This is a genomic window from Paenibacillus sp. H1-7 (genome assembly GCF_022354825.1).
Taxonomy (GTDB): domain Bacteria; phylum Bacillota; class Bacilli; order Paenibacillales; family NBRC-103111; genus Paenibacillus_S.
The window spans coordinates 1,666,731-1,693,247 of record NZ_CP031168.1 but is presented as its reverse complement, the minus strand read 5'-3'; the positions used below and the strand labels follow the sequence as shown (position 1 = coordinate 1,693,247).

The window sequence follows — 26,517 nt, the reverse complement described above, 5'->3', positions numbered from 1 at the left end:
AATCTACATTATTCGACAAATGTTAGGGGTAAAAGATGGCCTATCGTCCCGATAAGTGCCTACTACCCTCTATACTTAAGGAAAGAAGATTGTCCGCCAGAGAATTGTCATTTCTAACTGGAATAAGTGAAACTGCAATATCCGATTACTCCCATAATCGAAGACAGATGACTTTATCCACTGCTAAAACTATTGCAGAAGCTTTGGAGATTCCAATTGACGATCTCTACACTTGGAAACAATCTAGCAGCAAGATGGGGTAGGCACATCAACAGAGTAGATGTTTTACGCTACTCTGGGGGCGACACTTCACTATGTAGTGAAGTTTTAAGGCCTATCCATACAATAACACATGATGTCACATCTTGTGTGTCGAATTATGATGCCTAAAAAACGCCATCTACACTATGAAAATGGTCTTTATTTTTTCAAATGCTTGAGTTTCTTTAAGTTTCTTCTGGATACATAACAAGCCTTCGTCGGATGCCCATCATTGTCGAAAAAGGCTATTTTGCTGTATTTATCGAATCTTGTAATTTTATCTACATGGACAAGTGTCGAATTTTCGAGCTTCTCAAACCCGTGTTCCTTAAATAATTCGGCATATTCTTTTAGCGCAATTAGAGGACGATAAATACCATCTTTTGTTTGTATCGTAATTTTATTATTATTTACATTGATAAAAAGGATATCTTCTAAATGAATTGTCGTCGTTTTCTTATTGGTGGTACAATAAACTGGAATCTCCATAGGATCACCTCGATACCTATGATTACCACATAAACCCGTGATATTCCGTCCCAATTGGATTTTAATTATATAGGAGGATCAGCATGCAAGTACCATCAGGGGAATACTGTATATATCTGCGTAAATCAAGGGCAGATTTAGACGCAGAAGCCCGTGGCGAAGGAGAAACACTGGCTAAACATAAGCGGCTGCTTCTTGCGCTTGCTAAGCGTCTTAAAATAAATATAACCCAGATTTATCAAGAGATTGTTTCCGGTGATCGTATATCTGATCGGCCGGAAGTAATGAAGCTTTTGGGCGATGTAGAGGATGGCAAATGGAAAGGTGTATTAGTCGTCGAGGTAGAGCGTCTGGCCCGTGGTGATACCATTGACCAGGGTATGGTTGCTCAGGCATTTAAACAAAGCTCTACGCTCATCGTAACGCCTAATAAGACCTATGACCCAAACAATGAATTTGATGAGGAATACTTTGAATTCGGATTGTTCATGAGCCGCCGCGAGTACAAAACAATTAAGAGACGTTTGCAGCGCGGCCGGGAATCTTCCGCTGGTGAAGGAAACTACATCGGGACTCGTCCGCCATACGGCTATCAGCTGGCTTATAATGAACGCGGGGAGCGTTTCCTAGAGCCTCATCCAGAACAGGCCAATGTCGTTAAGATGATCTTCGATTGGTACGTTAACGGCTTGGAGGAGAATGGGGAGCTAACAGATATGGGTGGTGTGAAAATCGCTCGAAGATTGGACGCGTTGGGGATCCCTACATATCGAGGAACAACCAAGTGGGGTTTTAATGTAATTCTTCAGATGTTGCGAAACGAAGTTTATATTGGCCGAATCCAGTGGAAGAAGTCAAACCGGCAGAAATCATCCAGCGGCGACCGTAAATATAACATCAAGCAGCGCGATAAAGAGGAATGGATTAATGTCGAGGGGAAGCATGAACCTCTCATTGACGATGAAACCTTTGAGCGGGCTGCGCTTAAGCTGAAGAATAATTTGAGTAATCCAGTTCGTGATGAATTTAAAATTGTAAACCCTATGGCAGGGCTAATATTTTGCGGCAAGTGTGAAAAAGCGATGGTTCTGAAAGCTTTCCCTAAATATAGAAGGACAAAGGGTTATTCAATATTATGCAACAATAAATATTGTGATTGCAAAGGCTCTAACTTTGACCTGGTAGAAAATCGAATTATTGAGGCTGCCCGGGAGTGGCTTAAGCAATATAAACTAAGTGTGAGCAAACGTAAAGCTAAGGAAACGAATTTTGATGTATACGAGCAAGTAACCAAAACATTGCAAGAGGAGTTAAAGCAGCTCGAAGCGCAGAAAAGTTCACTTTTTGATTTTCTGGAACGGAAGATATATGATGAGGAAACTTTCTTGGAGCGTTCGAAAAACTTATCAGAGAGGATCCAGCAGAAACAGGAGCAATTAAAGCAATCACAGGTACAACTTGAGGAGATGCGGAAAAAGGAACATACGAAGAAGGATGTCATCCCTACGATCGAACAAGCCTTGGCATCATATAAACGATCAAAGGACCAACAGAAGAAGAATAACAACATCAAATCCATTTTGGCAAGAGTGGAGTACACGAAGGAGAAACACCAGTCAGGAGACGACTTCAGCATAAAGATTGTACCGAGAATAAGGTAGATATCAGCTCATGGTTTACTTATACACCATCGTCGCAATCATCTCAAGGTGAGCGAATTCTTCGGTCGATATGTCCGTCAGCAAACCAATAATTTTGTCCGGTATCGTATATCTCTGGTTCATGTAGCGAAGCGCTGCGGCCAGCTCACCGTCCGCTCCACCGTATTGCTCCAACAGCAGCTTCGCCATACGAGGGTCGCACTTGCTGACTTTGACAGGGTACTGCAGCTTTTTCTCATAAATCCACATGCCGTTGCTCCTCTCCCTTCGCTTTTTGCTGATACGGTCTCGTCACACCTGCCAAGGCCAGGGGGTGTCGTTCCATTGCCAAGGATATTGAGAAAAGCTGCGGCCGAAGCTTTGGAGCGGTCCGTACAGCATTTCGAATTCATGAGCCAGCTCCATTCGTTGTTGCGTGCAATGATTGTATTGATTCAATGCATTGCTGTCGAGCGGATGAGTGTCGAGATAGAGAGTTAGCTCCACCAGTACGAAATCTACCGCCTGCAGCTCCTGCAGCAGCGCGTAATACTGCTCCGGCATTTGTTTATGTTTATCCATACCAATTCATCTCCCCTCTCCTAGCATCCCGGTTCGTAAGGACTGTAGAGCGCGGGCCAGAGCGTGCCTAGCTTCAATGCTTCCTGCGGCGAAAATTGGGGCAAATTCATCGGTTGAAAACACATAAACAGTTGCGGCGGCGTGGAATACGTCTTGGCGACAATCGGCGGACACGGGTCACAGGGACCCCGATACGGATACCATACTCTTACTTGAGAAGTGTGCACATGGATGCCTCCTTCTTATGTTGAACTGCTACCAATATTTATACATTGAGGCCCTGTCCATTATGAGTATAAAATAGAACAATACCCGAAATTGCAGGAAAAACCGCCAAGGAGGGAATATTGACAACGTGAAGAAAGCGTTTACAAAAAGTCTCGCCGCCGCTCTGATCCTTGTTACTTCCAGTCTGCCTTTGCACAACCTGTCTGCTCAAGCCGCTGCATCCGCGGCAACGGAAGCACAAACCGCCACTCTATCCCAAGGCATGTCGGGAAATGCCGTCGGTACGCTGCAAAGCCATTTGAAAGCTCTAGGGTACTTTACATATCCAAACATTACCTCTTATTTCGGAACGATCACCGCGCAAGCGGTTCGCAGCTTTCAGCAAGCCTACAGCTTGCCCGTCACCGGCACAGCCAACGCCGCAACTCAAGAAGCGTTGTCGCGCGCCGTCGTGAAGCAGCAGATAGTCAAAGACGCGAACAACTACTTACGTGTCCCCTACGTATGGGGAGGCACTACACCTTCGGGATTCGATTGCTCAGGATTCATTTATTTCATGTTCCAAAAGTTCGGCCTCTCCTTCGAGCGGACGTCCTCGGAACAAATGGCCGGGATGGGAACCGCGGTGAGCCGCGCAAACCTCCAGCCGGGAGACTGGGTCTTCTTCGGATTGAACGAGCCCGGCGTCGTATCCCACGTCGGAATGTATACCGGCAACGGCGAATTCATATCGGCTACAAGATCGATGGGGGTCTACACACAGAAGCTCGATAACAGCTATTGGGGCCCCAAATATCTCGGTGCGAGACGCTATTGACATTGGATGAAAAAAGCCGCTTAAGCCGGGCTCCGCAGGAATTGTCCGCTTAAGCGGCTTGGCGCTTAATGTATGCGGTCTACTCCATGAGTCCGGCTTCAACGGCTTGCTTATCTAATGAAAGAACGGATTATCGTGTAAGCGTTTATCTTAATCCAGCTTGATGTTGATTTTGAGCAAGCCGACTCTCCTCAGCGCCTGATACACAATAATCAGGATCGGTCCAAAAATTAGACCGACCACGCCGATGAGCTTGAAGCCGATATACATGCTCATCAATGCCGCCAGAGCGTTAATGCCTACCGCATCCCCGATAATTTTCGGTTCGATCAGCTTGCGGAAGATCATGATGAAGAACAGCAGCACTAGCAGGCCGATCGCCAGCTGAATATTGCCCGTAAGGATGCTGTACAACGCCCAAGGGATGAGCACCGCGCTCGTTCCGAGAATCGGCAGCACATCGACTATCACTATCAGCAGGGCGATAGCCAGCGGGTAGTCTACTCTTAAGAACAGCAGTCCGATAAGCGTTACGATGTAGGTTAACAGACTGATCAGCACTTGGGCGAACAGAAAGCCGAGGATGGCTCTTCGCAGGTCATTAAGCACCGATACGACCTTCGTCTGCGACGGCTTCTCGAACAAATTGAGGAATGACTGGTACAAGCCCGGCAAGCCGATCGATATCAAGTACAGTCCGATAATGAAGACAACGAAGAAAATGAACAAATTCGGGATCGTCTTCGCAATGTTCAGGAAGTAAGCCGATACGGCCGTAACGATGCCTTTCACATTGTCGGTAATCGTGCTGACTCCGGACTCGAGCCAAGCTTCGAGCTGCTCCGCCATACCGGCCGGCAGCGAATCGTACAGCAATCTCGTCTTTGCCGTAGTATCCTCGAAGAACAGCTTGGCGTTGTTCAGATAGTCGGGAGCATTTTTCCAAAACTGTATCAGCTCCGAAACCATTTTAAACCCGATCAAATAAAGAAAGCCTAGCATCAATCCGGTGAACAAAGTGCATACCAGCGCGGCGGCCCACATCCGTTTCACTTTAACCAGCTTCATAAGCCATTGAACGCAAGGCTCCAAAAAGATGGCGATGAGCATAGCCAGCAAAAAAGGAAAACCGATCGTGAACACCCCGTACAGCAATACGACGCCGATAGCGCAAAACAGAATCGTTCTTAACGACATACCCGGGCAATTCCCCTTTACCCTTTATTCAAGCTCGTAATCCGCAATGTTCTCCTGCTCCAGACGGCGGATGAGTACCCTCATAATACGGAGCCTCCGCACTTCGGCAATTTCGAATTCGAACGATCCGTACAGAAGCTTCTTCCCCTTCGATACCGCTCCCTCCAGCTGCGTGAACAGCCAGCCGCCAATCGAGTCGATCTCTTCGTCTTCGATGCCGAGCGTCAGGAGCTCATCGAGGTCTTCGAGCAATACGCGCCCGTCTACAGAATATGCTTCACCCTTCTTCTCAATGCTCGGACGTTCATTCTCGTCGAATTCATCATGCATTTCTCCCACGATTTCTTCCAAAATATCTTCGGCCGTCAAAAGCCCTGCCGTTCCGCCGTACTCGTCCACCACAATGACAAGCTGCGAATGCTTGCGCTGCATCAGCTTCAGCACATGGCTGATTTCCATCGATTCCGGCACCATAAGCACCGGTCTTATAAACGCGGTCAAGTCGTGAACCTCATCGGGATCGGCTGTCAATAAGTCGGTTATATGTACGAACCCGAGTATCGTATCCTTGTCTTTACGGGCAACCGGATAACGGGTATGCTTCGTCCGGTACACGGTCTTTAAATTTTCCTCAAAAGTCCGCTCCGCGTACAAGCACTCCATATCCATCCTCGGCAGCATGATTTCTCTCGCGACCCGATCGGAAAATTCGAATATGTTATCGAACAAAGCCATTTCGTCCTTGTCGATATGCCCGCTTCGCGCACTCTGATTCATTAATATCCGAATCTCTTCCTCCGTATGCACCGCATCGTGCTCGTTCGCAGGCTGGACCCCGATCAGGCGGAGCAGCCGGTTCGCGGCGCCGTTCAGCACCCAAATCGCAGGAAAAAACACCTTGTAGAACAACAGCAGCGGGCCGGACAGCCAGAGAGCGGCCACTTCCGACTTCTGGATCGCAAACGATTTGGGAGCGAGCTCCCCCAGCACGATATGCAAAAACGTGATCGTCGCAAAGCCGATAAATACCGAGAGAGCCGAGCTGAACCACTCGTTGCTCCAGCCTAGCATGGCAAATATCGGGTCGACAATGAGATGGGAAATGGCCGGTTCGCCGACCCAGCCGAGACCAAGCGAAGCTAAAGTGATTCCAAGCTGGGTCGCTGACAAGTAAGCGTCGAGCTTTCGTGTAACGGCCAGGGCGTATTTGGCTTTGCCCACTCCTTCATTTTGCAGCTGCTGAAGCCTTGTCGTTCTTACCTTCACCAATGCAAATTCGGCAGCGACGAAGAAGCCGTTCAGCAGCACCAGCACCAACACCAGCAGGACGTTGAGTAAGATTAAACCCCATTCTAAGCCCACTGAACCTCATACCCCTTCTTATTCAAGCTAGGATAGCGGCGGCAATCCCGAAACGATCGTCAAGTGCCGCCGCTTCAATACGAAGCCCTTTCCGGTAAAGCCTGCGTTATATAACCGCCTTGCGTTTCGTAAAATCAATCTCTTTGTAGTACGTATCCACAACCAGCAAATTCGGTCCGCAGCACCGTGCCGCGGGGCAATGGCAGCTAACCGATCCGTTAAGCGGATGGCGGCCCCACCGTTCGAATACTTGCTCCAGCGTATCCGTATGAATGTTGCCGAGCGGCGGCACATCGGAGAAGTCCGTTACATACACATCGCCGGTAAACAGATTGACGTTCAGCCGGTTGCGTCCATCCGGATCGTTGCGTACCGTAACATTAGGTTCTTCACGCAATCTCCGAATCATGCGCTGATCCTCTTCTCTCGTGCTGCACGAATAATACGGAAGCGTACCGAACAGCATCCACAGCTCGCGGTTTCTTGTATCCAGCAGCCGGTGAATGGCAGCGCGGAAATGCTCCAGCGACAGAACGGGCAAATTGGATGCAAAGGAGCTTGGATACATCGGGTGCACCTCGTGCCTTCTGCAGCCCATCTCCACGATAAGCTGGTGAATTTCGGACAGCTTCTCATGCGTCCGGTAGTTGATCATCGATTCGGCCGAGACGAACATGCCGCCTTTGCTGAGCGCAATCGTATTTTCCACCATCCGTTCGTACATCTTCGCAGCCGTTTCGCTCGAAACCGGCCTTCCCGAACGGACGAAGCCGACTTGATGAAAGTCGTCCGCATTCAAATAATTGAAGGATATATGCATTACATCGAGATATGGGGCAAGCAGTTCGTACCGCGCCAGATCCAGCGTCAAATTCGAATTGATCTGGGAACGGACGCCTCGCTCCCGCGCATATTTCAAAATCGGAACAATGTAATCCCGTACCGTTGCTGTATGATAGCTTGGCTCTCCTCCGGTTATGCTGATCGTCTCCAGATGCTCCACCTGCTCCAGCTGCTGCAGAATCTTCGCCACAGGAATACGCGGTCCCTCGGTCATCGTCAGTGTCTCGCCTACCGCACAATGCTCGCACCGCATGTTGCACAGATTGGTCACCGTCAATTCGACGCTGGTCAGCTTATGCTTGCCGTGCCGCTCCAGAGATCGAATGGGGTCCCAAGGGTCGTTTTCGGGCGTTAATGCTGGTAGTACGGGAATCTGATTATCTATCATGCTTCAATTTCACACCTGACTGTATAAAGTATTTTTACCACCTATTGTATCGTATGACGCATGAAAATGAAACCAAACCGGGGAAATCCGTCCCCCATGCAAAATAGCCCGGGGATCCCGGGCCGGTTCGTGCTTCCTCTATATGAAACGATTAAACGGTATCGTTAACTCCTGTTACCATAACGGACAGCTTCTCGGATAAATCTACGTCGAACGGCGCCTTCAGCTCCTGACCTTCTTCATCCTTCAATATCCGCACAATCGGTCTTTGCGGGAACATTTTGTTCAGGCCGACGACCGTGCCGCTTTCACCCGTGCTTAACGTAATGGAAACGCCGATGGGATAAATGGCGATTTTATCGCGGAACAGCTCGATCTTTTGCTTCTCGTACAGCGTATCCGTACCGGTAAATAATATTTCCAGCGCTTGATGAGGCAGCATCGCCTTGCGGTATACCCGGTGCGTCGTCATCGCGTCATAGGAATCGACCAGCCCGATCCAGCGGGCATATTCGTGAATGTCGGTTCCGACGATGCCGCGCGGATAGCCGCTCCCGTTTAGACGTTCGTGATGTTGGAAGGCGCAGTGGGCTGCAAGCAGCGGAATGTTCGGCTCATCCTTTAATATTCTGAACCCGTACTCGGTATGCCTTTTGATACTTGTGAACTCATCATCCGTCAGCTTGCTGTTTTTGCGCAGGAGCTCCAAAGGGACTTGCGTCTTTCCGATGTCGTGAAGCAGCGCACCGAGCCCTAACGTCATTAATTCTTCCCGGCTATAGCCATATTCCATTCCCAGCATGGTCGTATAGATGCAAACATTCAAGGAATGCTGAAACAAATAATCGTCCATTACGCAAATGTTGGTTAACATGATCATCGCGTCCTGGTGCCCGCTCAGATCGTCAATAATCATTTTCATGACATTCCCGAACGTTTTGCCGAGATGGAGGTGGTTGGATGTACTGCGGAGAACGGCGCCCTCCATCATCCTGCGGAACGAGGAACGGATTTCCGAGGTCGCTTTAAGCCGGGTCTCATCGCTGATCATATCCTGAATGCTAATATCATTCGTTCTAGGATCGTCGATGTATACAAAATCGACTCCGTGCTCGCTCAAGCGCTGGATCAATCTTTGCGATAATTCGACACGTTCACCCAATAACGTCAAGCCGTCTTCACTATATATTTTTCTTCCCAGTTTCATTCCGGGACGAACCAAGCCAAGAGGAAGCAACCGCATTCAACCACGTCTTCTTTCTTCAAAGTAAAGAAATATTCTATGCCTAATGTATCGGATAACTTGCAAAAGAGCAATAATTAATTTACATTTTTCGACATTATCGCTCTTGGATGAGGCCTCAAAAGCACCTGAAAACGGCCCCAACGTTAGTATTGATGGACATCCAGCAACAAGCTACAATAAAGAAGTTCGCATTAATTGAAGCAGGAGGCAGTTATGTTAAGTTACTGGGTTTCGATCATTATGGGCATCGTAGAAGGACTTACCGAGTTTTTGCCTGTATCTTCTACCGGACATTTGATACTGACACAAGCGCTGCTCGGCATTCCTGAGGACGATGCCATTATGAAGACATTCGAGGTCGTCATACAGCTTGGCGCCATCTTGGCCGTAGTCGTTATTTACTGGAATCGGATTCTGCTGCTCTTCGGGCTGAAGAAGGATCCGGCTCGGTCAGGCAAAAACAAGCTTAACCTGCTCCACATCCTCATCGGGATTTTACCTGCGGGTATCGCAGGGCTTCTGGTGAACGATTGGATCGAAGAGCATTTGTTTTCTCCGAAGACGGTCATCTTGAGCCTTATCGTCGGAGGCGCGCTGCTGATCCTGGCGGAAAAATCCGATTCCAAGAAAACGGCGCAGGAGCTCGACGACATTACTTACCGGCAAGCGTTCTATATCGGCTTATATCAAATATTGGCCGTCATTTGGCCCGGCTTCTCCCGTTCAGGGGCTACGATCGCCGGCGGTATGCTGTCCGGAGTAAGCAGAGGGGCATCGGCGGATTTTACTTTTATATTAGCGATCCCTCTCATGTTCGCCGCGTCCGGCCTATCTTTGCTCAAAGCATATAAATTGTTTACACCAGATATTATCGGCTTTTTTATCACAGGTTTTATAGTATCTTTTATTGTTGCTCTGTTGGCGGTAGTCACGTTCATCAAGCTCGTCTCCCGAATGAAGCTGACTTATTTCGCCTATTACCGCTTCATTCTGGCTGCGCTGTTCATCATCTATTTGTATATATAGCTTATAAGTCAGCCTCGCCCTCATTGAATGGGAAGAAAAAAAGACTGTTGAGTTCATGTCTCAACAGTCTTTTTCATGAGCGGGGATCCATCTTCTTATTTCACCGTCCCGTATCGCCGACTTATCGTTCAGCTCCCCGCGAATGATGTCCCGCAAAAATTCAGGCAGGAAATATTTCACGTCCGTGCCCTTCGAAAGGGACAAGTAGCCGATGCCGAAAGTAAACATGTCCAGCGTCCCCACTTTATAAGTCCTGTCCGGTACCAACGGCTCTCCGCCGATCCATACGCTCTTGATTTTGCTGTACGGCAGGGCCGTACCGTCATAATGAATGCTCAGGCCGTCCACATTCAGCATGCCCAGCACTTTGCCGCGAAAGCCAAAGCCGTAGATCGGTTTCTCCTGAAATTCCGGCAGCAGCGATTCCTCCAGCGCTTGCAACAGCAGCTCTCCGGTAATCGTGATCCGGCACGGGTTGACGGGCGATGGACAAATGTCCAGCAGCCTACCCGCGGTAACTTTCCCGCTGCCGAGGTGATCCAGGAGCTGACCGGCATTCGCGATACCGATATCGGCATCCGTCCACTTCCGCAGAACGGCCGCCAGCATATTCCCGAGAGGCGCTTCCCGGTTCCAGTCCATATGGATCGGCTCCTCCAGATAAGCGACCTCCTCGTCCAGCATTCGACGTGCCGTGTCCTGTAACCGGCGAGTGGTTTCCGCCACTACAGGGTCCGTCCGCTGCCCGTCCACTTTGCGCACATACCCTGTCGATCTTACCGCTTTGCGAGTCTCCGGATGAAATTCCATGTCCACAACGCCGATGTATTGGCCGAACTTGCCCGCTCCGCAAACGAGAGCTCCGTTAATGTGCAGCGGCTGCTCCAGCAAATGATGGCTGTGTCCGCCTAAAATGACGTCAATGCCGTCTACCTCCGCAGCTATAAGCTCGTCCTGGCGCAAGCCGAGATGTGACAGGACAATGATGACGTCAACCTGCGGTCTCAGCTGTTGTACCAGCTTCTTTATAACCGGAAGCGGCTGCAGTATATCCCATCCGAGGAGCCGGTAATACTTGTCGTAATAAGCGGTTGCGCCGATCATTCCGATTCGGAGCCCGCTTTTTTCCGTAATATGATACGGAGCTCCCCAGGACGGTACGGCTCCCGTCTCGGCGTCGAGCAGATTGCAAACCAATACTGCCGGCCCGTTCTGTCCGCCGTACAGCTCGGCAAGCGCTTCGCGCGTAAAGGTCAAGCCCTCGTTATTTCCCAAGGTAACGGCTTCATAGCCGGTCGCCGCCATGATCTCGAGATTGAACTTCCCTCCGCTTGCCTCCGTTTCGGGCCGCATCCGGTCCATATGATCGCCTATATCCAGCGTAAGCGTATGTTCTTCCCCCGCCTCATCCCGCAGCTTCTGAAACACAGCCGCAATTCCGGGCATCTGCTCAAAGTGGCTGTGGATGTCGTTGGAATGAAGGATACGCAGCCGCAAATGCGGTGTACTCATGAAAAGCCAGCTCCCTCTGCACGTATCCGTCTATTTTTTCCGCCTCAGGTCCTCTATGGGCACGCTGTTTTTGAAACCGTATGTCGCTTCCCCGGCAGCTCCTGCGTAGAGAAAACGGATAGTCACGACGCTTTTTACATTCAGGCATTCGCTGCTGCCATCCGGTACATAGAGACGTATTGGAAATCCTTTTTGCAGCGGCTTCCCGTCCAGCTCGTACAGGAACACCGCCTTGTTCAATTGCTCCCACGGAATGGCAGCTTGAAACTCGTCAACAGCCTCGACCTTCATTATCACAGGCTCGCGAGACTCGTCCGTTTCATGCCGCTGCTTCCATGCCCGATGCCACGATTTCAATTCGAAAGCCCGTCCCGGCACTCCCGGCACCCGCTCGTCCAATGACAGATGCACCGGGGCAAGCTCACTCATCTCCGCTACAGAACATTGCTCGTAGCCGATAAGATCGTCGTAGATATTAATTTTCATTATAATCCCTCCAGTCCCAAATTGGATTCATTCCCTCCGTTGTCCAGCCGCCCTCTATTATACCATTTTCCGCTAAAATTATGGTATGCTGTAATAAAACGATGGAGTGAAGAAAATGAAACTGCAGCTGTACATTTTTGCCGGTCTGGCCGAGCAATTGGGCGGAGCGGTTCTTGCTATGGAGTGGGACGCTGCCACTCCGTTAACGCCGCCGCTGCTTAAGCAGCGGCTTATGGAGCTGTACCCGCAAGCCGCAGGGTCGCTCGAGCAAGCTTTCGTGGCCGTGAACCACAGTTATGCTGCGGACGATCAGATCATCGGCGAACGGGACGAGATCGCCATCATCCCTCCCGTCTCGGGAGGCCAGCCTGCCCGCGTCGAGATCACCTATGATCCGATTTCCGTCGAATCGGTCACGTCGAAGGTGCTGCACCCCCATCATGGCGCAGCCTTGACCTTTACAGGCACGACGCGCGAATGGACGCATGGCAAACGGACATGCCTGCTTGAATATGAAGCTTACGAGCCGATGGCCCTCAAGACGATGGAGCAAATCGTCGGCGAAATTGCCGAGCGCTGGAACGGCACGCTCTGCGCCATTACCCATCGTCTGGGAAAAGTCGATATCGGCGAGATCAGCGTCGTTATTGCTGTGTCTTCGCCTCACCGCGACGCGGTATACGAGGCAAGCCGGTATGCCATCGAACGGCTCAAGCAAATCGTGCCGATATGGAAAAAAGAAATTTGGGAGGACGGTTCCGAATGGAAGGGACATCAATTAGGTCCGTGGAACCCCCTGACATAAAGGAGAATCTAGACAGATGGAGCATTCGGAACAACATCACGCTTTTGACGCCCCTGCAGCTATGGAACGCTACTCCCGCCAGCTGCTCTTCGCCCCGATCGGCGAGCAGGGCCAAGCCAAGCTTATGCAATCGCGGGTGGCCATCGTAGGGATGGGCGCTCTCGGCACCGTACTGGCCAACCATATGGTACGGGCCGGCGTCGGCTTCGTCCGGTTGATCGACCGCGACTTCGTGGAGGCGAGCAACCTGCAGCGCCAAATGCTGTACGACGAAGCCGATGCCGCTTCATCGGAGCCGAAAGCGATGGCCGCAGCCAGAAGGCTGCAGCAGGCCAATTCACTGGTTACGCTGGAACCGGTGGTGGCCGACCTGCATCCCGCCAACGCGGAGACGCTGCTTACGGATGTCGATCTTATTCTGGACGGCACGGACAACTTCGCCGTCCGCTTTCTGATCAATGACGTGAGCCTGAAGCACGGCATCCCGTGGATTTACGGCGGCGCGGTCAGCTCCCGCGGCGTTTCCATGACCGTCGTTCCCGGCGAAACGCCCTGCCTGCGCTGCATGTTCGGGCAGGCGCCTGCTCAGGGAACGACCGAAACGTGCGATACGGCCGGCGTCATCGGGCCGATCATTCATACGGTCGCCTCGCATCAGGCGACCGAAGCGTTCAAGCTGCTGGTTGGAGCGCACGCCCAATTGAACCGCAAGATGGTTCACTGGGACTTATGGTACAACCAGCACGCCGCGGTCGACGTAAGCAAGGCCCGCAAAGCCGACTGTCCTGCGTGCGGACAGGGCAGGTACGAATACCTGCAGCAGGAAGCGGCTGAGGATACGATTCAAACCTTGTGCGGCAGAAACTCGGTGCAAATCCAGCCGGTTGAACCCGCAGCCTTCGTATTGTCCGAATGGGCGGACAAATGGAGACCGCTCGGCCGGGTGGAGCTGAATCCGTTCCTGCTGAAGTTCCATCCTACCGATACGCTGACCCTTGTTTTGTTTTCCGACGGTCGGCTGATGGTTCAGGGCACCGATGACCCGGTAGCGGCCAAAAGTCTGTACAGCCGTTATATCGGGATGTAACGGATATAAAATAGATTAAACCCATTATAAAACTGGGCCTTTCCTCCCATCTTTTCGACAAAATCCCGGGTTATCTGTTGCCAATATAATGCATTCTTGGTAACATGAAATTACTATTTTGTTTAACGCGTTAAGCAGATGAAGAAAGTTGGGAGGAAACGGCTTGAGATTTTCAGTTATGGATTTAAAGGTCGGGGATCGCACCGGTTCAGACGTGTTTAATTGGAACGGGCTTCTGGTCGTTTCTGCAAATACCGTATTAAATGCGGACGATATCGATAAACTGCAGCGGCACGACATCGACTATGTAGATATTATGCTTCGTTATGACGGTAAATCTCCCGAGGAGAAGCCCGCAGCTGCGATCCCGCAAGAGAACGAAACAGCAAGAACCTATGAAGAAGCGGTCGGCGGCATCAAGCTATTGTTCCAACAAATGCTGCAAGAGGGCAAAATCAGCAAAGAGCTTGTCGATCAAAGCTTCGCTCCGCTGGCTAATCATATCGAGCAGGAAAAAGACGTCGTATCCTTACTGCTTACCTTGAACAATAAAGATGACTATACGTACCAGCATAGCGTACAGGTTGGCATGATTTCATATTACATTGCCAAATGGATGGGGAAATCGGAGGAAGAAGCGGTATTCGTAGGAAAAGCCGGATACTTGCATGATATCGGGAAGAGCCGCATCGACAATAATCTTCTCCAAAAGCCCGGCCGATTAACGGCAGACGAGTTCTCTCAAGTGAAACGGCATACCGAATACGGTTACGAGATGATAATGAAGTCGCAGCTTCCCGAGCCCATTGCCCTGGTTGCCCTGCAGCATCACGAACGTCTGGACGGATCCGGCTATCCGAACGCTCTGCGCAGCCAAGACATTCATCCGTTTTCCAAAATCGTTGCCGTCGCCGATATTTACAGTGCGATGATTTCCAACAGAGTTTATCAGCAAAAGCAGGATCTGTTGCGAGTGCTGAAAGAATTGCATCAGTTGAGCTTCGGCAAGCTGGATGCGAAGATCACCCAAGTATTCATCCGTCATATGATACCGAATTTTATCGGGAAAAAAGTTTTGTTGAACACCGGTGAAAGCGGTATCATAATCATGACTCATCCTACCGACTTTTTTAGACCGTTGATTCAAATCAATAACCAATTTATCAATTTATCCGATCATCACGAGCTGGAGATTCAGGAAATATACATGCGTTAACAAGCATAATGAGCCTTTCCTTCCATAAGGAGCAAGGCTCATTGTTGTTTTACTTCCGATTTGCCACCCTTACCGCCTTGACAAACGTCTGTTTCCAATATGGCGTACGAATGTCCGTGATTTGCACACCTTGCTCAGGAGAAGGCGCCGCGTGGAGCATCTGCCCGTTTCCGGCATAAATCCCTACATGACCGATCGTATGAGCCGCCCGATATCGCCCCGGTACATGAAAAAACAGCAAGTCGCCTTTTCTTAACCGTTCTCTACTCACTTCCTCTCCTTGAACCGCTTGTCCCCTGGCGGAATCAGCCAACGAAAGACTATGACGTGCATAAACGTATTGAGTAAACGAGGAGCAGTCAAATTGGCCGGATTCCGGATAGGGCGGGGCAGCGAAGGCAAAGCCTGTCCCTAGATACCGCTTCGCATCGGCAACAAGCTCATTCATATTGGTTAACCGGGAAGCGGCAGTAATGGCTCTGCTCCCTTCCATGTGGCGAGACGGGGTTAGGGCATAGCCCGCTCTCTCTGTCCCCTCTGCAGCTTCCGATGAAGGCAGCGGATCGCTAATCGCCCACTCTCCGGCCATTACCGTGCTCTCCTCCGCTTCTTTGAAGGGATCGCCCGGATCGTCAGCAAAATCCCAATCCGGATTCAAAGCCGCCTCCCGCGTATCCGCTTTCTGCTCAGATGTGTCTTCCGTTGAATGAAATAGGATCCCTTCGCCTTTGCGTTCAAAGCTCAATTCATCTTGAAACATAAGGGGTAATGCCGAAACCGGAATATAGAACAGTGAATTCATTAATACGGGAGGTTCGGCGAGGGTTACGATTCCGCCTCCCTTCTCCGCTTGTACCGAGTCCACCGTCCATACGAAAGCCGCATCATAATCTCCCATCGCAAATTTGCTATGTATCGCATCCCAATGCGTTCGATATGCCAAACTACGTGCCAGGTCGTTCCCCGTCACATACTCTTTCCCATCCCATATGTGTACCGGGATAAACTCGCCGATTCGCCCCTCATTCCCCGCCGCAGTCCGGTCGCCGGTATATTGCAGAGAAGCGCTTTTCGGCGGCTGCTCGATGGCATCCTTCCGCGCAGTACATCCAGCGACAGCCGCGCTTATCATAACAGCCGTACATGACAAGACAAGTATGCCTAGAGCCCGCTTTTTTCCGTATAATCTCATCAGACTGTGGTCCTCCCATCCTAATCCTCACGTCATAATATGAGGAAACGGAGGCAGACCTATACCATGTGAAAGCTGGAAAACACGCTAAAATTGCAAAAAAACACGGCCTCTCCCAAGGGAAAGTGCCGTGCTTATGTCAAATGCTATTAACCGATGGAGCCTTCCATCTCGAACTTGATCAGTCGGTTCATCTCTACCGCGTACTCCATCGGCAGCTCTTTCGTGAACGGCTCGATAAAGCCCATAACGATCATTTGAGTCGCTTCCGCTTCCGTCAGACCGCGGCTCATCAGATAGAACAGCTGATCCTCGGATACTTTGGATACGGTAGCTTCGTGCTCCAACGTAATGTTGTCGTTCATGATTTCGTTGTAAGGAATGGTATCCGAAGTGGATTCCTTATCCATGATCAGCGTATCGCACTTGATATTCGCTTTGGAGCCTGCGGAATTGCGTCCGAAGGAAGCCAAGCCGCGGTACGTTACTTTACCGCCGTGCTTACTGATCGACTTGGAGACGATCGTGGAAGTCGTATCAGGCGCCAGGTGCGTCATCTTCGCGCCTGCATCCTGATGCTGTCCACGGCCGGCAACAGCGATGGAAAGCACCATGCCTTTAGCTCCGCGGCCTTTCAACACAACAGCCGGATATTTCATCGTCAGCTTGGAGCCGATATTGCCGTCAACCCATTCCATAGTTGCATTTTCTTCGGCAACCGCACGCTTGGTAACGAGGTTGTAAATGTTAGGCGCCCAGTTTTGAATCGTCGTATAACGGGCACGGGAGTTTTTCTTACAAATGATCTCTACGACCGCACTGTGCAGCGAGTTCGTGCTGTAAATAGGAGCTGTACAGCCTTCGACATAGTGTACGAAGCTGTCTTCGTCCGTAATGATCAGCGTACGCTCGAACTGACCCATGTTCTCGGAGTTGATGCGGAAATAAGCTTGCAGCGGAATTTCCACTTTGACGCCTTTCGGCACGTAGATAAAGCTGCCTCCGGACCATACTGCGCTGTTCAATGCCGCGAACTTGTTATCGCTTGGAGGAACAACCGTTCCGAAATATTCTCTGAACAGCTCAGGATATTCTCTAAGAGCCGTATCGGTATCGGTGAAGATAACGCCCTGCTCTTCAAGATCCTTTTGCATACTGTGGTAAACAACCTCGGATTCGTATTGCGCGGATACGCCGGCCAAAAACTTTTGCTCCGCTTCCGGAATACCAAGCTTGTCGAACGTTTCTTTAATTTCCGTAGGAACCTCTTCCCACGTCTTACCTTGCTTCTCGGATGGCTTTACATAGTACTGGATATCGTTGAAATCCAGATCGTCCAAATTGCCGCCCCAACGAGGCATAGCCATTTTCTCGAACTGCTCCAACGATTTCAGGCGAAAATCGAGCATCCATTCCGGCTCGCCCTTCATTTTGGAAATTTCGGCAACGATTTCGCGGGTTAACCCTTTTCCCGTTTGGAATACCGCTTTATGCTCGTCGCGAAAGCCATATTTATAATCTTCCATTTCCGGCATTTTCTTAGCCATGGTTCGCCAACCTCCTTAAGTGAAAAGTCCGGAGCAGCACTGCTTATGCAGTCTGTTCCGGCTTTCGATTATGTTATTGTTTCGTATTTGCCTGTTCGATCCCTTTGCGAAGCGCATTCCATGCCAGTGTAGCACACTTGATGCGGGCAGGAAACTTATTCACTCCGGAAAGAGCCTCGATATCTTCATATTCAAACTCCACGGCTTCGCCCTTCATCAGACCGGAAAATTTCTCCGCCATAGCAAAAGCTTCTTCCAGCGTTTTGCCCTTGACGGCGTCGGTCATCATCGAAGCAGAGGAAAGGCTGATCGAGCAGCCTTCTCCGACGAATTTGGCAGCTTTCACCTTGCCGTCCTCCACCTGCATTTGCAGCTGAATTTTGTCGCCGCACGTAGGATTGTTCAAGTCGATAGTAACGGCTTCATCATCGAACGTACCGCGGTTGCGCGGATTTTTATAATGATCCATAATGACTCTGCGGTATAAATCATCCAATTGCATGACCGAAGTACTCCTTTGTTTTGATTAGTGAAGCCACCAACCGGTCAATGTCATCTTCTGTATTGTATAGATAGAAGCTGGCGCGGGCCGTAGCCGATACGTTCAACCAACGCATCAACGGCTGGCAGCAATGATGTCCGGCACGAACAGCGACACCGTCCGCATCGAGAACCGTCGCCACATCGTGAGGATGAACATCCCCCAAATTAAACGTTACGGTTCCGGCACGGTTAGTCCGAGGACCGTAAATCGTTAAATCTTCGATTTGCGACATGCGGTCGATCGCGTAAGCGGTAAGCTGCTGCTCATGACGGAAAATTTCGTCCATACCGATGCTCTCCAGAAAATCGATGGCCGCTCCAAGTCCAACCGCTCCGGCAATAATCGGAGTGCCGCCTTCGAACTTCCAAGGGAGCTCCTTCCATGTCGACTCATACAAGTCCACATGATCGATCATTTCTCCGCCGAACTCTACAGGCTCCATTTGCTCAAGCAGCGCTTTTTTGCCGTACAAGGCGCCGATGCCTGTAGGAGCGCACATTTTGTGACCCGACAACGCATAGAAATCGCAATCCAGATCCTGTACGTCCACTTTCTTGTGAGGCGTGCTTTGCGCACCGTCGACAACCAGCTTGGCGCCGTGACGATGAGCGATAGCCGCGATCTCCTTGATCGGATTAATAACTCCGAGAACGTTGGAAACATAGGTTATGGCCACGACTTTTGTCTTGTCGGTAATAGTTTGCTCCACATCCTCCAGACGGATGGATCCGTCCGGCTGCAGTGGAATATATTTCAAGACAGCACCGGTCGCTTTGGCCGCTTGCTGCCATGGTATGAGATTGCTGTGGTGCTCCATCGGAGTAAGGACGATTTCGTCTCCCTCGCCGCATGCGGAGCGTGCAAAGCTCGATGCCACCAAATTCAGCGCGCTGGTCGTGCCGCGGGTGAAAATAATTTCCTCCGCCGACTTCGCATTGATAAATTTGGCAACCTTCTCTCTGGCACCTTCATAAGCATCCGTAGCACGGGAGCCGAGCGTATGAACACCGCGATGCACGTTGGCGTTATCCCACTCGTAGTAATGCTTTACCGCTTCAATTACGGATACCGGTTTTTGCGAAGTAGCCGCCGAATCCAAATAAACTAACGGATGACCATTGACTTCCTGATGCAAAATGGGGAATAGTTTCCTTATCTCCGACGTATTCATTGTCCGAGCTTCCTTTCTACCAGGCTTTGCAGCTGGGACTGAACCTTCTCCATAGGAATTTCCGAAACAACTGGAGCCAGGAAGCCGTAAATGACTAGACGTTGAGCTTCCTCACGGGTAATACCGCGGGACATCAAATAGTGAATTTGTTCCGGGTTCACTTGCCCTACGCTCGCAGCATGTCCTGCCTTAACGTCATCTTCATCGATTAGAAGAATCGGATTGGCGTCTCCGCGGGCTTTCGGGCTAAGCATAAGCACCTTCTCCGTTTGCTCGCCGTTTGCGCCTGTAGCCCCTTTCTCAATCTTCGTAATCCCGTTAATGATCGCTGTCGACTCATCACGCATAACCGCACGTGTAATCATGCCGCTCGTAGAGCTTTTGCCGAAATGAACGGCGCGAGTCGTTACGTTCAGCTTCTGATCGTTTGTGCCTACGCAAATGATCTTGGCATCGGAATTGGAGCCGTTACCCTTCAGTACCGAAGTGGTATCCGACATAGCATTCCCGTAGTTCATTTCGCCGATAACCCAATTAATCATTGCATCATTTTCCACAACGGCGCGACGGTAAGTCAGGTCCGTAATGGTGTTGTTCAAATTATGAACGGATGCAAAGTTAACCGTAGCCCCAGCCTTCACAACAACTTCCGCAATGCCGTTCAGCACCAATTGATTCAGGTCGCCTTCAGACACGAAATTATCAACGTAGGTTACCGAAGAGTTTTGTTCCGCCACGATAAGCACGTGAGGAGAGAAGCTCGCTTCGGAGTCGTCGGTCAAGAACAAGGCTTGAACCGGAACCTCAACCTGAACGTTCTTCGGCACATACAAGAACACGCCGCCGCTCCATACCGCTGTATGAAGAGCTGTCAGCAAATTCTCGTCTTTGCCTACCACCGTTCCGAAATAAGGTTTTACCAAATCGGCATGCTTCGTCAAAGCCTCTTCGAGACTTGTGAAAATGACGCCTTGCTTCTCGAGCTGCTCGGAAGCTTTGTGATACACTATGCCAGCGTTTTTTTGCACCAGCAAATTTTCTGCATTTTCGTCCTGCAGCAGCACTTTGGCCGATTCGGGAAGCTGCGCAAGACTGCTTAATGCGGCTTCTTGCTTATAGCTTCCGTAAGAACGAAGATTCCAACGGTCGATTCGCGTTTTTTCCAGCTTCGGTAATTCCAACGATCCTGCCAACTCCAGCGCCTCGGCGCGAAGATTGGTCATCCATTCAGGCTCTTGTCTCGATTGGGACAGCTCCACGATGGCTTGCCGATCGATTGGAAGAATAGTTTGTGTACTCATGAGTAATTCCTCCGTCATCGATTATTTTATTAGTATTTCGGAGCTGTCGTGTTCATTGGAACTTTGAATTCTTCTTCTTCCTGTCCCACCGTCTCGTCGACAATGCCCAGCTCTTCCTTGATCCAGTCGTAGCCCTCGTTCTCCAGACGCTGAGCCAATTCAGGACCGCCGGATTTCACGATGCGTCCTTGCATCATAACGTGTACGAAGTCAGGTGTGATATAGTTCAGCAAACGCTGGTAGTGAGTGATGATCAGGAAGCCGCGATCTTCGGAACGCATAGCGTTAACGCCGGTAGCAACGATCCGCAATGCGTCGATGTCAAGACCGGAGTCGATCTCGTCCAAAATAACGATGCTTGGATCGAGCAACATCATTTGCAAGATTTCGTTACGCTTTTTCTCCCCGCCGGAGAAGCCTTCATTCAAATAACGGTGCATGAACTCAGGGTTCATTTCCAGCTCTTTCATCTTGCCTTCCATTTGGCGGATGAACTTGATCAAGGAGATTTCGTTGCCTTCGCCGCGGCGTGCATTGATAGCGCTGCGCAGGAAGTCGGCGTTCGTTACGCCGGCGATTTCGCTTGGGTATTGCATAGCAAGGAACAGGCCTGCTCTAGCTCTCTCGTCAACCGCCATCTCCAGCACGTCTTCACCGTTCAAAGAAACTGCGCCTTCCGTTACTTCATATTTTGGATGGCCCATGATAGTAGAGGCCAATGTACTTTTCCCTGTACCGTTCGGTCCCATGATCGCATGAACTTCGCCGCCCTTGATCGTCAGGCTCAAGCCTTTCAAAATCTCTTTGCCTTCGACAGTCGCTTTCAAACCGTCTATAATAAATTCCGGTGCATTTGCCATTGTTATTCTGCCTCCATTTTGAAATAAATCGTTCAATATTGTAATTCTTTTTTATTAATAATCATTCTAAACTGATTATCAATGATTCTCAATGTTACTATATTATATCGTAATGAAGCAAATCAATAAAGTCCCAAAAGGCATATTTTTTAAACATCTTTGTTTAAAAAGTTAACTCTTATTCATTTTGGGACAATGCCGATTTTACGCTTTGCACGGCCTTCCTGAAAGCCTCATCGTCCAATACCGGCTTCCGTCCGGTATGACTTAACGCCTCGCTCTCCAGCCCGATCCATGATTTGCAGCCGATATAATCAGGTTTAATAGGAAGGCTGACCGGTTCGTCCAGCTCGTAAACCCTCAGCAGCATCAAGTGCAGCGGCTTGGTCCGCTTCCATTTCAATCTTTCCTCGGCAAAGGTGTCCGTCCATATATGAAGTCCCGACAGCCGGTCCAATTGTTCCTTATGTTCAATGAGAATGTCTTCCGCAAGCTCGGCGTAACAGCGGATGGTCACCTCCGTATCCTCAGCGCTCCAGTTCTCCAGTGTCTTGTCCAGATCGGATTCATACTCCGGCTGAAGCAGCTGCTTTTTCTGATGCTCATATGTAGGAAATAAATAGAAGCTGTCGCTCTCCACCTGAAAATCTTTGGTTTCCTCACGGATACCGCCCTTGCGCATGATCAGGATCTGACGGCCGCTCCGAAGCGCTTCGATGGCGACAGCCCATTCTTTCAAAGCAACAGGGATTGTCTGCACCATTATCCCATCCTTTCCTTCAAACTCCGAGTTTAATCCCTAAAACACTTATTATAAAATGATGTTCAATATCAAGCAACAGTTGGCAGTCATAAAACGACACAAAAAGCCGATTCTAAAGGTGCGTGCACATAACTCACATACTAGGAGGATGAACAATGAGAGAAGGAATCATTCCTGCTGTTTTGGGTACGGCCGTTACGGCTTCGGGTGTTGCGCTGAGAGGCAAATATCCGATGGCTGCCGCTGCAGTCGCCGGATTCGGCCTCGCACATGTCGTGCTGGGTGCCATCGACCTGGTCGAGCACCGCAGAAACGGCAAAATGTATTAAATGCAAAAACCCTGGCGGCATACCGCCAGGGTTTTTGCTTAAGCTTATTATAAAGATGCCTCCAGTTACGGTGACCGCTGATCGTGCAAATTTTTAATAAACTGGAGCGCCTCGGCTCTTGTCAAAGGCTCCTGCCCGGCATACCCATCGACATCGGCCCCTCTTCTCCCGGTCGCATAGGCTTTTGCCAACACGTAGACAACGGCTTCATCCTTCAAGGCCGGATTGCCGGTAGCTGCCGCTATCAGCTCGGCGACTTTCTCCCGCGTAATGGCCGCTTTGCGAACCAATCCATCATTCGCTCCATTCACAGGAAGCTTGTTCTTCACAGCGATTTCATACAGACGGTCCGTCTCTGTACGCTCATCAACAGAGTTGTTTCCATCGCCTGACGTTTTTAAGAGCATTCTTAGAAAATCCTCTTCGCTTACTTGGAGGTCAGGGCGAAATGTGCCGTCCGGATACCCGTCGACAACCTTATTCTCCGCACCCCATCGTATCGTCTCCTCGGCCCAGTGCCCTTTCGTATCGCTGAACGTTACAGGCGCAGGCGGGTTCACGGAAGGTCCGGGCTTGGCAGTGCCCGGATTGCCGCTTGTTTCCGGTTTGGATGCTCCACTCCCGGCTTCATCCGGCTTCGGCGGTTCCGCGGATTCTGGATTTTGCTCGCCTGCCGGGCGGTTGATATAGAAAAACTGAACGTCGTAGCTAAGCTCCGCTTCGTCCTTGTCCGCTTTTGTAAGACCGGTTACCTTGACGGTAAATGTATCATCCTCTTTTATCGGATCCAAGTCTCGCGGTTTGAACATGATGCGCTGTGTACCGGACGCTTCGTCAATTAGCTGTTGATCCAGAATTAATGTCCCTTCCCTCAAAGTCCATGTTTTTTGATCGGAATGACGTTTCAGCTCGATGTTAAGTCGGATGGGCCGTTGAAACAGTGATGAGTTCAGCAGGATGGCCCAAGATTGGTCGTTCCGGAACAGATCGGCAGGAAAATGTCCCGGCGAAGGATATGAAATATAGGAATATCGGAAGTCCGCGTTGCGGCTGTCATCCTCTAGAAAGAGAACGGAATACGATCTGAAGCCTTCACCCGGAGCAAGCCCCAAACCTATTTTCTTTAATTTCGGATTCAAAATCTGCAAAGGAACCCCTGAGGTCACTTTCTGTGCATTAGGCTCTTTAGCCAACATGTCCGAAGTATCCATATAATAGTCAACCGAGGTTGCTAGCAGATTCGGCATCGTGTCGTTAGTCCAAATGAATTGGCTCCTGTCGGCCAGCCGGTTGGCCATTTTGTAAAATCCGTCTTTCATCTCATCGGGAGCGTATTTTATAGGAAAGGTTGTGCCGTAAGTCGCAGCTGTAACTACGGCTGCATGCTGAGCCGACTCCGACAGCTCTTCCGACAGCTCCAAATCTTCCGGAAGTCCGCTAAGAAACCGGTACCAATTCGCTCTCGCCACCCCGCCCTGCAAATAGGAAGGAGCTATGCGGCCGGCCTTGAAAGGAACCGTTAACACAGGCTTCTCAGCATAAGGCTCACCTTGAAACTGGTTCGGGCTGTATGCCCTCCATTTTGCTTTAATTTGTTCCTTTGACCTTGCAGGAAGGTCATACTTGATCACATCTGCGGAAGCTGCTGCCGGCAAACACAGCGCCGCGCTTAATCCGACAAGCAAGGTAAGCATGAATTTGTTCCCCACGAGTAAACCTCCATCTTCTATGTTTTGAAATTATTTCCATTTCCCGTCTTATCATTTGTCCAATATCCGGACAACAAAAAGAAGCGCCCCACTAGGAGTGCTTCTGCTAATTTCCGATTATATGATCCATCTGCATCAGGCCGTCTGTACAACGGCTTTATTTTCCATCTATAACGGTACCCGTTTGCTTCGCCATAAGCGGTGCTTCATGTACTCTATCATATTGCTGCTGGTTGGATTTCATGGGATTGGACGCGACAGGCGACGGAGCAGGCTCCGATAGCATCCCGAGGGCCAGCACGATACATAGCGATAAAGCCGCGAATAAAAGTTTGGTCACGATTTGCAAAGCCGGTCAACCTCCCGAAGTGACAAGTTACCATTATAGTAACGATGCCATATTAAGGGCACATTATCGGGATGTGAAGGTTTTGTAAAAACGGCTGCAGAACTAATACAAATAATTCCGATGAATTTGCGGTGAATTATCCGAAGCGAACTCTATTCCAACCGCCTACAATTTGCTATACTATGGGGTGATAGTTTAACGGACTATGTACAATGGCTGAGAAAGCCGAGTTTTGCTTCATTCTATTCTAAGGAGGAAATCCATCCATGTCTTCATATCACGCATTGACCGAAGCTGAAGCGGTGGAATACGCAAGAGGCATTCCGAATTTGTTCACAGCCGGAAGCGAGCTGACGAGCCGTGAAATCGGCGACGGCAACTTGAACCTTGTATTTCATATTACAGAGCCGTCCACCGGCAAAAGCATTATCCTGAAACAGGCGCTTCCTTACGCCAAAGTGGTCGGGGAATCTTGGCCGCTCTCGCTCGACCGCGCCAGAATCGAAAGCGAAGCTTTAATGATCCAGGAGTCGCTCTGCCCTGATCTCGTTCCGCATGTTTTCACCTTTGAAAAGGATTTGGCGCTGACCGTTATGGAAGATTTGAGCGATCACGTCATCATGCGCCGCGGATTGATCGAAGGCAACCGCTATCCTCTGTTCGCTGGACATATCGGGCATTTTCTTGCCCATACGCTGTTCTACACTTCCGATTTGGGCATGAACCAGCAGGACAAAAAGCTCCGCGTTCAGCAGTTCATTAACCCGGATTTGTGCAAAATTACGGAGGATCTTATATTTGACGATCCGTACCGCAACGCGGATACGAATGACGTGCCTCCGGCTATTCAGGATGCGGTGGAAGCGGTCTGGAACGACCATGAGCTGCACCTGGAAGTGGCTATTTTGCGCAACGGCTTTTTGACCAAAGCGCAAGCGCTTCTGCATGGCGATTTGCATACGGGAAGCATCTTCATCAAGCCGGACTCCACTAAGGTGATCGATCCGGAGTTCGCCTATTACGGACCTATGGGCTTCGATATCGGCGCCGTGTTCGCCAACCTGCTGCTGAACTTCGCCGCTCAAGAAGGCTGGAGCAAGGACGAAGCCTCCCGAACCGACTACCGTGAATATTTGACGGGAACGATCCGCGATACATGGCAAGTGTTCGAACGCGAATTCCGCAGCTTGTGGGATCAGCATGGAGTTGACCGCGTGTCCAAAACGCCGGGCTATCAGGACTGGTACATGCAGCAGCTGCTTCAAGACACCTTCGGCTATACAGGCAGCAAGACGGTTCGCCGCGTTCACGGTCTCGCTCAGGTGGCGGACATTAACAAGCTGGAGGATGCCGCTGCCAAAGAACGCGCACAACGTATCGCCCTGCAGATCGGCACGTCGCTTATCAAGCATCACCGTAAAGCGAAGTCTATCGACGAGCTGATCGATATCGCCTGGAAAGCGGTTCGCTAAGCAACCCAAGGACACCTTCAAGCGGGGACTGTCGGCTTCAGCTTCTTGATCCCGCTGTTCCCGCTTTTACGATTTGAAGTTTTACGCATTTTTCA

General features: G+C 50.2%; 27 protein-coding genes and 1 pseudogene. 9 read left to right on the top strand and 19 right to left on the bottom strand.

Annotated features, from left to right (window positions below):
* Positions 1-35: 35 nt before the first annotated feature.
* The gene (locus DVH26_RS07630) at positions 36-263 is read left to right on the top strand and encodes a helix-turn-helix domain-containing protein (protein ID WP_239632869.1); all 228 of its coding nucleotides are present in this window, start codon (positions 36-38) and stop codon (positions 261-263) included.
* Between the two features lie 157 nt (positions 264-420).
* Here the strand turns inward: DVH26_RS07630 and DVH26_RS07625 are convergent, their stop codons facing one another.
* Positions 421-750: a LytTR family transcriptional regulator DNA-binding domain-containing protein gene (locus tag DVH26_RS07625; protein WP_239632867.1), complete on the bottom strand. Its 330-nt coding sequence runs from the start codon at positions 748-750 to the stop codon at positions 421-423.
* An 83-nt stretch (positions 751-833) separates the two neighbouring features.
* Here DVH26_RS07625 and DVH26_RS07620 point away from each other — a divergent pair, with 83 nt between their 5' ends.
* Positions 834-2,411: a recombinase family protein gene (locus DVH26_RS07620; RefSeq protein WP_239632865.1), complete on the top strand. Its 1,578-nt coding sequence runs from the start codon at positions 834-836 to the stop codon at positions 2,409-2,411.
* An 18-nt stretch (positions 2,412-2,429) separates the two neighbouring features.
* Here DVH26_RS07620 and DVH26_RS07615 read toward each other — a convergent pair.
* The 3 genes and pseudogenes from DVH26_RS07615 to DVH26_RS07605 form a co-directional block, all read right to left on the bottom strand.
* Positions 2,430-2,660 (bottom strand): annotated as a pseudogene (locus tag DVH26_RS07615) (manganese catalase family protein); the annotation flags it as partial.
* 42 nt (positions 2,661-2,702) lie between these two features.
* Positions 2,703-2,972, bottom strand: coding sequence for a spore coat protein CotJB (locus DVH26_RS07610; RefSeq protein ID WP_275590460.1), 270 nt, complete (start codon positions 2,970-2,972; stop codon positions 2,703-2,705).
* A 20-nt stretch (positions 2,973-2,992) separates the two neighbouring features.
* Positions 2,993-3,199 (bottom strand): spore coat associated protein CotJA, encoded by a 207-nt coding sequence (locus DVH26_RS07605; RefSeq protein WP_239632862.1) that lies wholly within the window; start codon positions 3,197-3,199, stop codon positions 2,993-2,995.
* A 128-nt stretch (positions 3,200-3,327) separates the two neighbouring features.
* Between DVH26_RS07605 and DVH26_RS07600 the strand changes: the two genes are divergently transcribed.
* Positions 3,328-4,017 (top strand): C40 family peptidase, encoded by a 690-nt coding sequence (locus DVH26_RS07600; protein WP_239632860.1) that lies wholly within the window; start codon positions 3,328-3,330, stop codon positions 4,015-4,017.
* Positions 4,018-4,167: 150 nt separating this feature from the next.
* Here DVH26_RS07600 and ytvI read toward each other — a convergent pair whose 3' ends face one another.
* From ytvI to DVH26_RS07580, 4 genes are all read right to left on the bottom strand, one after another.
* Positions 4,168-5,214: a sporulation integral membrane protein YtvI gene (gene ytvI / locus DVH26_RS07595; RefSeq protein ID WP_239632858.1), complete on the bottom strand. Its 1,047-nt coding sequence runs from the start codon at positions 5,212-5,214 to the stop codon at positions 4,168-4,170.
* A gap of 24 nt (positions 5,215-5,238) precedes the next feature.
* Positions 5,239-6,576 carry a hemolysin family protein gene (locus DVH26_RS07590; protein ID WP_239632856.1) on the bottom strand — a complete coding sequence of 446 codons (1,338 nt, stop codon included), beginning with the start codon at positions 6,574-6,576 and terminating at the stop codon, positions 5,239-5,241.
* Between the two features lie 106 nt (positions 6,577-6,682).
* Positions 6,683-7,807 (bottom strand): radical SAM/CxCxxxxC motif protein YfkAB, encoded by a 1,125-nt coding sequence (gene yfkAB / locus DVH26_RS07585; RefSeq protein WP_239632854.1) that lies wholly within the window; start codon positions 7,805-7,807, stop codon positions 6,683-6,685.
* Between the two features lie 151 nt (positions 7,808-7,958).
* The gene (locus DVH26_RS07580) at positions 7,959-9,050 is read right to left on the bottom strand and encodes an HD-GYP domain-containing protein (protein ID WP_239632852.1); all 1,092 of its coding nucleotides are present in this window, start codon (positions 9,048-9,050) and stop codon (positions 7,959-7,961) included.
* A 216-nt stretch (positions 9,051-9,266) separates the two neighbouring features.
* On the opposite strand from DVH26_RS07580, the gene DVH26_RS07575 reads away from it, so the two are divergent.
* Complete coding sequence (locus tag DVH26_RS07575; protein ID WP_239632850.1) at positions 9,267-10,079, top strand: undecaprenyl-diphosphate phosphatase; 813 nt, start codon at positions 9,267-9,269, stop codon at positions 10,077-10,079.
* A gap of 60 nt (positions 10,080-10,139) precedes the next feature.
* On the opposite strand, the gene DVH26_RS07570 is transcribed toward DVH26_RS07575, so the two are convergent.
* On the bottom strand, positions 10,140-11,591 hold the full coding sequence (locus DVH26_RS07570; protein ID WP_239632848.1) for a bifunctional metallophosphatase/5'-nucleotidase: 1,452 nt from the start codon (positions 11,589-11,591) through the stop codon (positions 10,140-10,142).
* Between the two features lie 30 nt (positions 11,592-11,621).
* Complete coding sequence (locus tag DVH26_RS07565; RefSeq protein ID WP_239632845.1) at positions 11,622-12,077, bottom strand: hypothetical protein; 456 nt, start codon at positions 12,075-12,077, stop codon at positions 11,622-11,624.
* A 115-nt stretch (positions 12,078-12,192) separates the two neighbouring features.
* Between DVH26_RS07565 and DVH26_RS37070 the strand changes: the two genes are divergently transcribed.
* The 3 genes from DVH26_RS37070 (at position 12,193) to DVH26_RS07545 (ending at position 15,185) form a co-directional block, all read left to right on the top strand.
* The gene (locus DVH26_RS37070) at positions 12,193-12,882 is read left to right on the top strand and encodes a molybdenum cofactor biosynthesis protein MoaE (RefSeq protein WP_275590459.1); all 690 of its coding nucleotides are present in this window, start codon (positions 12,193-12,195) and stop codon (positions 12,880-12,882) included.
* A gap of 16 nt (positions 12,883-12,898) precedes the next feature.
* Positions 12,899-13,969 (top strand): ThiF family adenylyltransferase, encoded by a 1,071-nt coding sequence (locus tag DVH26_RS07550; RefSeq protein ID WP_481857578.1) that lies wholly within the window; start codon positions 12,899-12,901, stop codon positions 13,967-13,969.
* 163 nt (positions 13,970-14,132) lie between these two features.
* Complete coding sequence (locus DVH26_RS07545; protein WP_239632843.1) at positions 14,133-15,185, top strand: HD-GYP domain-containing protein; 1,053 nt, start codon at positions 14,133-14,135, stop codon at positions 15,183-15,185.
* Between the two features lie 49 nt (positions 15,186-15,234).
* On the opposite strand, the gene DVH26_RS07540 is transcribed toward DVH26_RS07545, so the two are convergent.
* The 7 genes from DVH26_RS07540 to DVH26_RS07510 form a co-directional block, all read right to left on the bottom strand.
* A complete protein-coding gene (locus DVH26_RS07540; RefSeq protein WP_239632841.1) occupies positions 15,235-16,377 on the bottom strand; it encodes a C40 family peptidase in 1,143 nt (380 codons plus the stop codon).
* Positions 16,378-16,526: 149 nt separating this feature from the next.
* Positions 16,527-17,924, bottom strand: coding sequence for a Fe-S cluster assembly protein SufB (gene sufB / locus DVH26_RS07535; protein WP_239632838.1), 1,398 nt, complete (start codon positions 17,922-17,924; stop codon positions 16,527-16,529).
* A 73-nt stretch (positions 17,925-17,997) separates the two neighbouring features.
* Positions 17,998-18,426, bottom strand: a complete 429-nt coding sequence (gene sufU, locus DVH26_RS07530; RefSeq protein ID WP_239632836.1) for a Fe-S cluster assembly sulfur transfer protein SufU — start codon at positions 18,424-18,426, stop codon at positions 17,998-18,000.
* Positions 18,413-19,639: a cysteine desulfurase gene (locus DVH26_RS07525; protein WP_239632834.1), complete on the bottom strand. Its 1,227-nt coding sequence runs from the start codon at positions 19,637-19,639 to the stop codon at positions 18,413-18,415. The genes sufU and DVH26_RS07525 overlap by 14 nt, the downstream gene beginning before the upstream one ends.
* On the bottom strand, positions 19,636-20,940 hold the full coding sequence (gene sufD, locus DVH26_RS07520) for a Fe-S cluster assembly protein SufD (protein WP_239632832.1): 1,305 nt from the start codon (positions 20,938-20,940) through the stop codon (positions 19,636-19,638). Before sufD ends, DVH26_RS07525 begins: the two co-directional genes overlap by 4 nt.
* Positions 20,941-20,969: 29 nt before the next feature.
* The gene (gene sufC / locus DVH26_RS07515) at positions 20,970-21,800 is read right to left on the bottom strand and encodes a Fe-S cluster assembly ATPase SufC (protein ID WP_239632830.1); all 831 of its coding nucleotides are present in this window, start codon (positions 21,798-21,800) and stop codon (positions 20,970-20,972) included.
* A gap of 178 nt (positions 21,801-21,978) precedes the next feature.
* Complete coding sequence (locus DVH26_RS07510; RefSeq protein ID WP_239632828.1) at positions 21,979-22,563, bottom strand: DUF1802 family protein; 585 nt, start codon at positions 22,561-22,563, stop codon at positions 21,979-21,981.
* A gap of 155 nt (positions 22,564-22,718) precedes the next feature.
* On the opposite strand from DVH26_RS07510, the gene DVH26_RS07505 reads away from it, so the two are divergent.
* Positions 22,719-22,892, top strand: a complete 174-nt coding sequence (locus DVH26_RS07505; protein ID WP_239632826.1) for an asparagine synthase — start codon at positions 22,719-22,721, stop codon at positions 22,890-22,892.
* A gap of 65 nt (positions 22,893-22,957) precedes the next feature.
* Here DVH26_RS07505 and DVH26_RS07500 read toward each other — a convergent pair whose 3' ends face one another.
* Complete coding sequence (locus DVH26_RS07500) at positions 22,958-24,601, bottom strand: S-layer homology domain-containing protein (protein ID WP_239632824.1); 1,644 nt, start codon at positions 24,599-24,601, stop codon at positions 22,958-22,960.
* A gap of 157 nt (positions 24,602-24,758) precedes the next feature.
* Positions 24,759-24,950: a hypothetical protein gene (locus DVH26_RS07495; protein ID WP_239632822.1), complete on the bottom strand. Its 192-nt coding sequence runs from the start codon at positions 24,948-24,950 to the stop codon at positions 24,759-24,761.
* A gap of 266 nt (positions 24,951-25,216) precedes the next feature.
* On the opposite strand from DVH26_RS07495, the gene mtnK reads away from it, so the two are divergent.
* Entirely contained in the window at positions 25,217-26,422 is a 1,206-nt protein-coding gene (mtnK, locus tag DVH26_RS07490; RefSeq protein WP_239632813.1) for an S-methyl-5-thioribose kinase, read from the top strand.
* Positions 26,423-26,517: the final 95 nt, after the last annotated feature.

What these genes read in the sequence shown, in the direction of transcription:
- sufB (WP_239632838.1), bottom strand. Translation starts at nt 17,924, where the DNA reads ATGGCTAAGAAAATGCCGGAAATGGAAGATTATAAATATGGCTTTCGC.
- sufC (WP_239632830.1), bottom strand. Translation starts at nt 21,800, where the DNA reads ATGGCAAATGCACCGGAATTTATTATAGACGGTTTGAAAGCGACTGTC.
- sufD (WP_239632832.1), bottom strand. Translation starts at nt 20,940, where the DNA reads ATGAGTACACAAACTATTCTTCCAATCGATCGGCAAGCCATCGTGGAG.
- yfkAB (WP_239632854.1), bottom strand. Translation starts at nt 7,807, where the DNA reads ATGATAGATAATCAGATTCCCGTACTACCAGCATTAACGCCCGAAAAC.
- DVH26_RS37070 (WP_275590459.1), top strand. Translation starts at nt 12,193, where the DNA reads ATGAAACTGCAGCTGTACATTTTTGCCGGTCTGGCCGAGCAATTGGGC.
- DVH26_RS07575 (WP_239632850.1), top strand. Translation starts at nt 9,267, where the DNA reads ATGTTAAGTTACTGGGTTTCGATCATTATGGGCATCGTAGAAGGACTT.
- DVH26_RS07620 (WP_239632865.1), top strand. Translation starts at nt 834, where the DNA reads ATGCAAGTACCATCAGGGGAATACTGTATATATCTGCGTAAATCAAGG.
- DVH26_RS07525 (WP_239632834.1), bottom strand. Translation starts at nt 19,639, where the DNA reads ATGAATACGTCGGAGATAAGGAAACTATTCCCCATTTTGCATCAGGAA.
- DVH26_RS07550 (WP_481857578.1), top strand. Translation starts at nt 12,899, where the DNA reads ATGGAGCATTCGGAACAACATCACGCTTTTGACGCCCCTGCAGCTATG.
- sufU (WP_239632836.1), bottom strand. Translation starts at nt 18,426, where the DNA reads ATGCAATTGGATGATTTATACCGCAGAGTCATTATGGATCATTATAAA.
- DVH26_RS07505 (WP_239632826.1), top strand. Translation starts at nt 22,719, where the DNA reads ATGAGAGAAGGAATCATTCCTGCTGTTTTGGGTACGGCCGTTACGGCT.
- DVH26_RS07610 (WP_275590460.1), bottom strand. Translation starts at nt 2,972, where the DNA reads ATGGATAAACATAAACAAATGCCGGAGCAGTATTACGCGCTGCTGCAG.
- mtnK (WP_239632813.1), top strand. Translation starts at nt 25,217, where the DNA reads ATGTCTTCATATCACGCATTGACCGAAGCTGAAGCGGTGGAATACGCA.
- DVH26_RS07510 (WP_239632828.1), bottom strand. Translation starts at nt 22,563, where the DNA reads ATGGTGCAGACAATCCCTGTTGCTTTGAAAGAATGGGCTGTCGCCATC.
- DVH26_RS07630 (WP_239632869.1), top strand. Translation starts at nt 36, where the DNA reads ATGGCCTATCGTCCCGATAAGTGCCTACTACCCTCTATACTTAAGGAA.
- DVH26_RS07565 (WP_239632845.1), bottom strand. Translation starts at nt 12,077, where the DNA reads ATGAAAATTAATATCTACGACGATCTTATCGGCTACGAGCAATGTTCT.
- DVH26_RS07625 (WP_239632867.1), bottom strand. Translation starts at nt 750, where the DNA reads ATGGAGATTCCAGTTTATTGTACCACCAATAAGAAAACGACGACAATT.
- DVH26_RS07570 (WP_239632848.1), bottom strand. Translation starts at nt 11,591, where the DNA reads ATGAGTACACCGCATTTGCGGCTGCGTATCCTTCATTCCAACGACATC.
- DVH26_RS07540 (WP_239632841.1), bottom strand. Translation starts at nt 16,377, where the DNA reads ATGAGATTATACGGAAAAAAGCGGGCTCTAGGCATACTTGTCTTGTCA.
- DVH26_RS07580 (WP_239632852.1), bottom strand. Translation starts at nt 9,050, where the DNA reads ATGCGGTTGCTTCCTCTTGGCTTGGTTCGTCCCGGAATGAAACTGGGA.
- ytvI (WP_239632858.1), bottom strand. Translation starts at nt 5,214, where the DNA reads ATGTCGTTAAGAACGATTCTGTTTTGCGCTATCGGCGTCGTATTGCTG.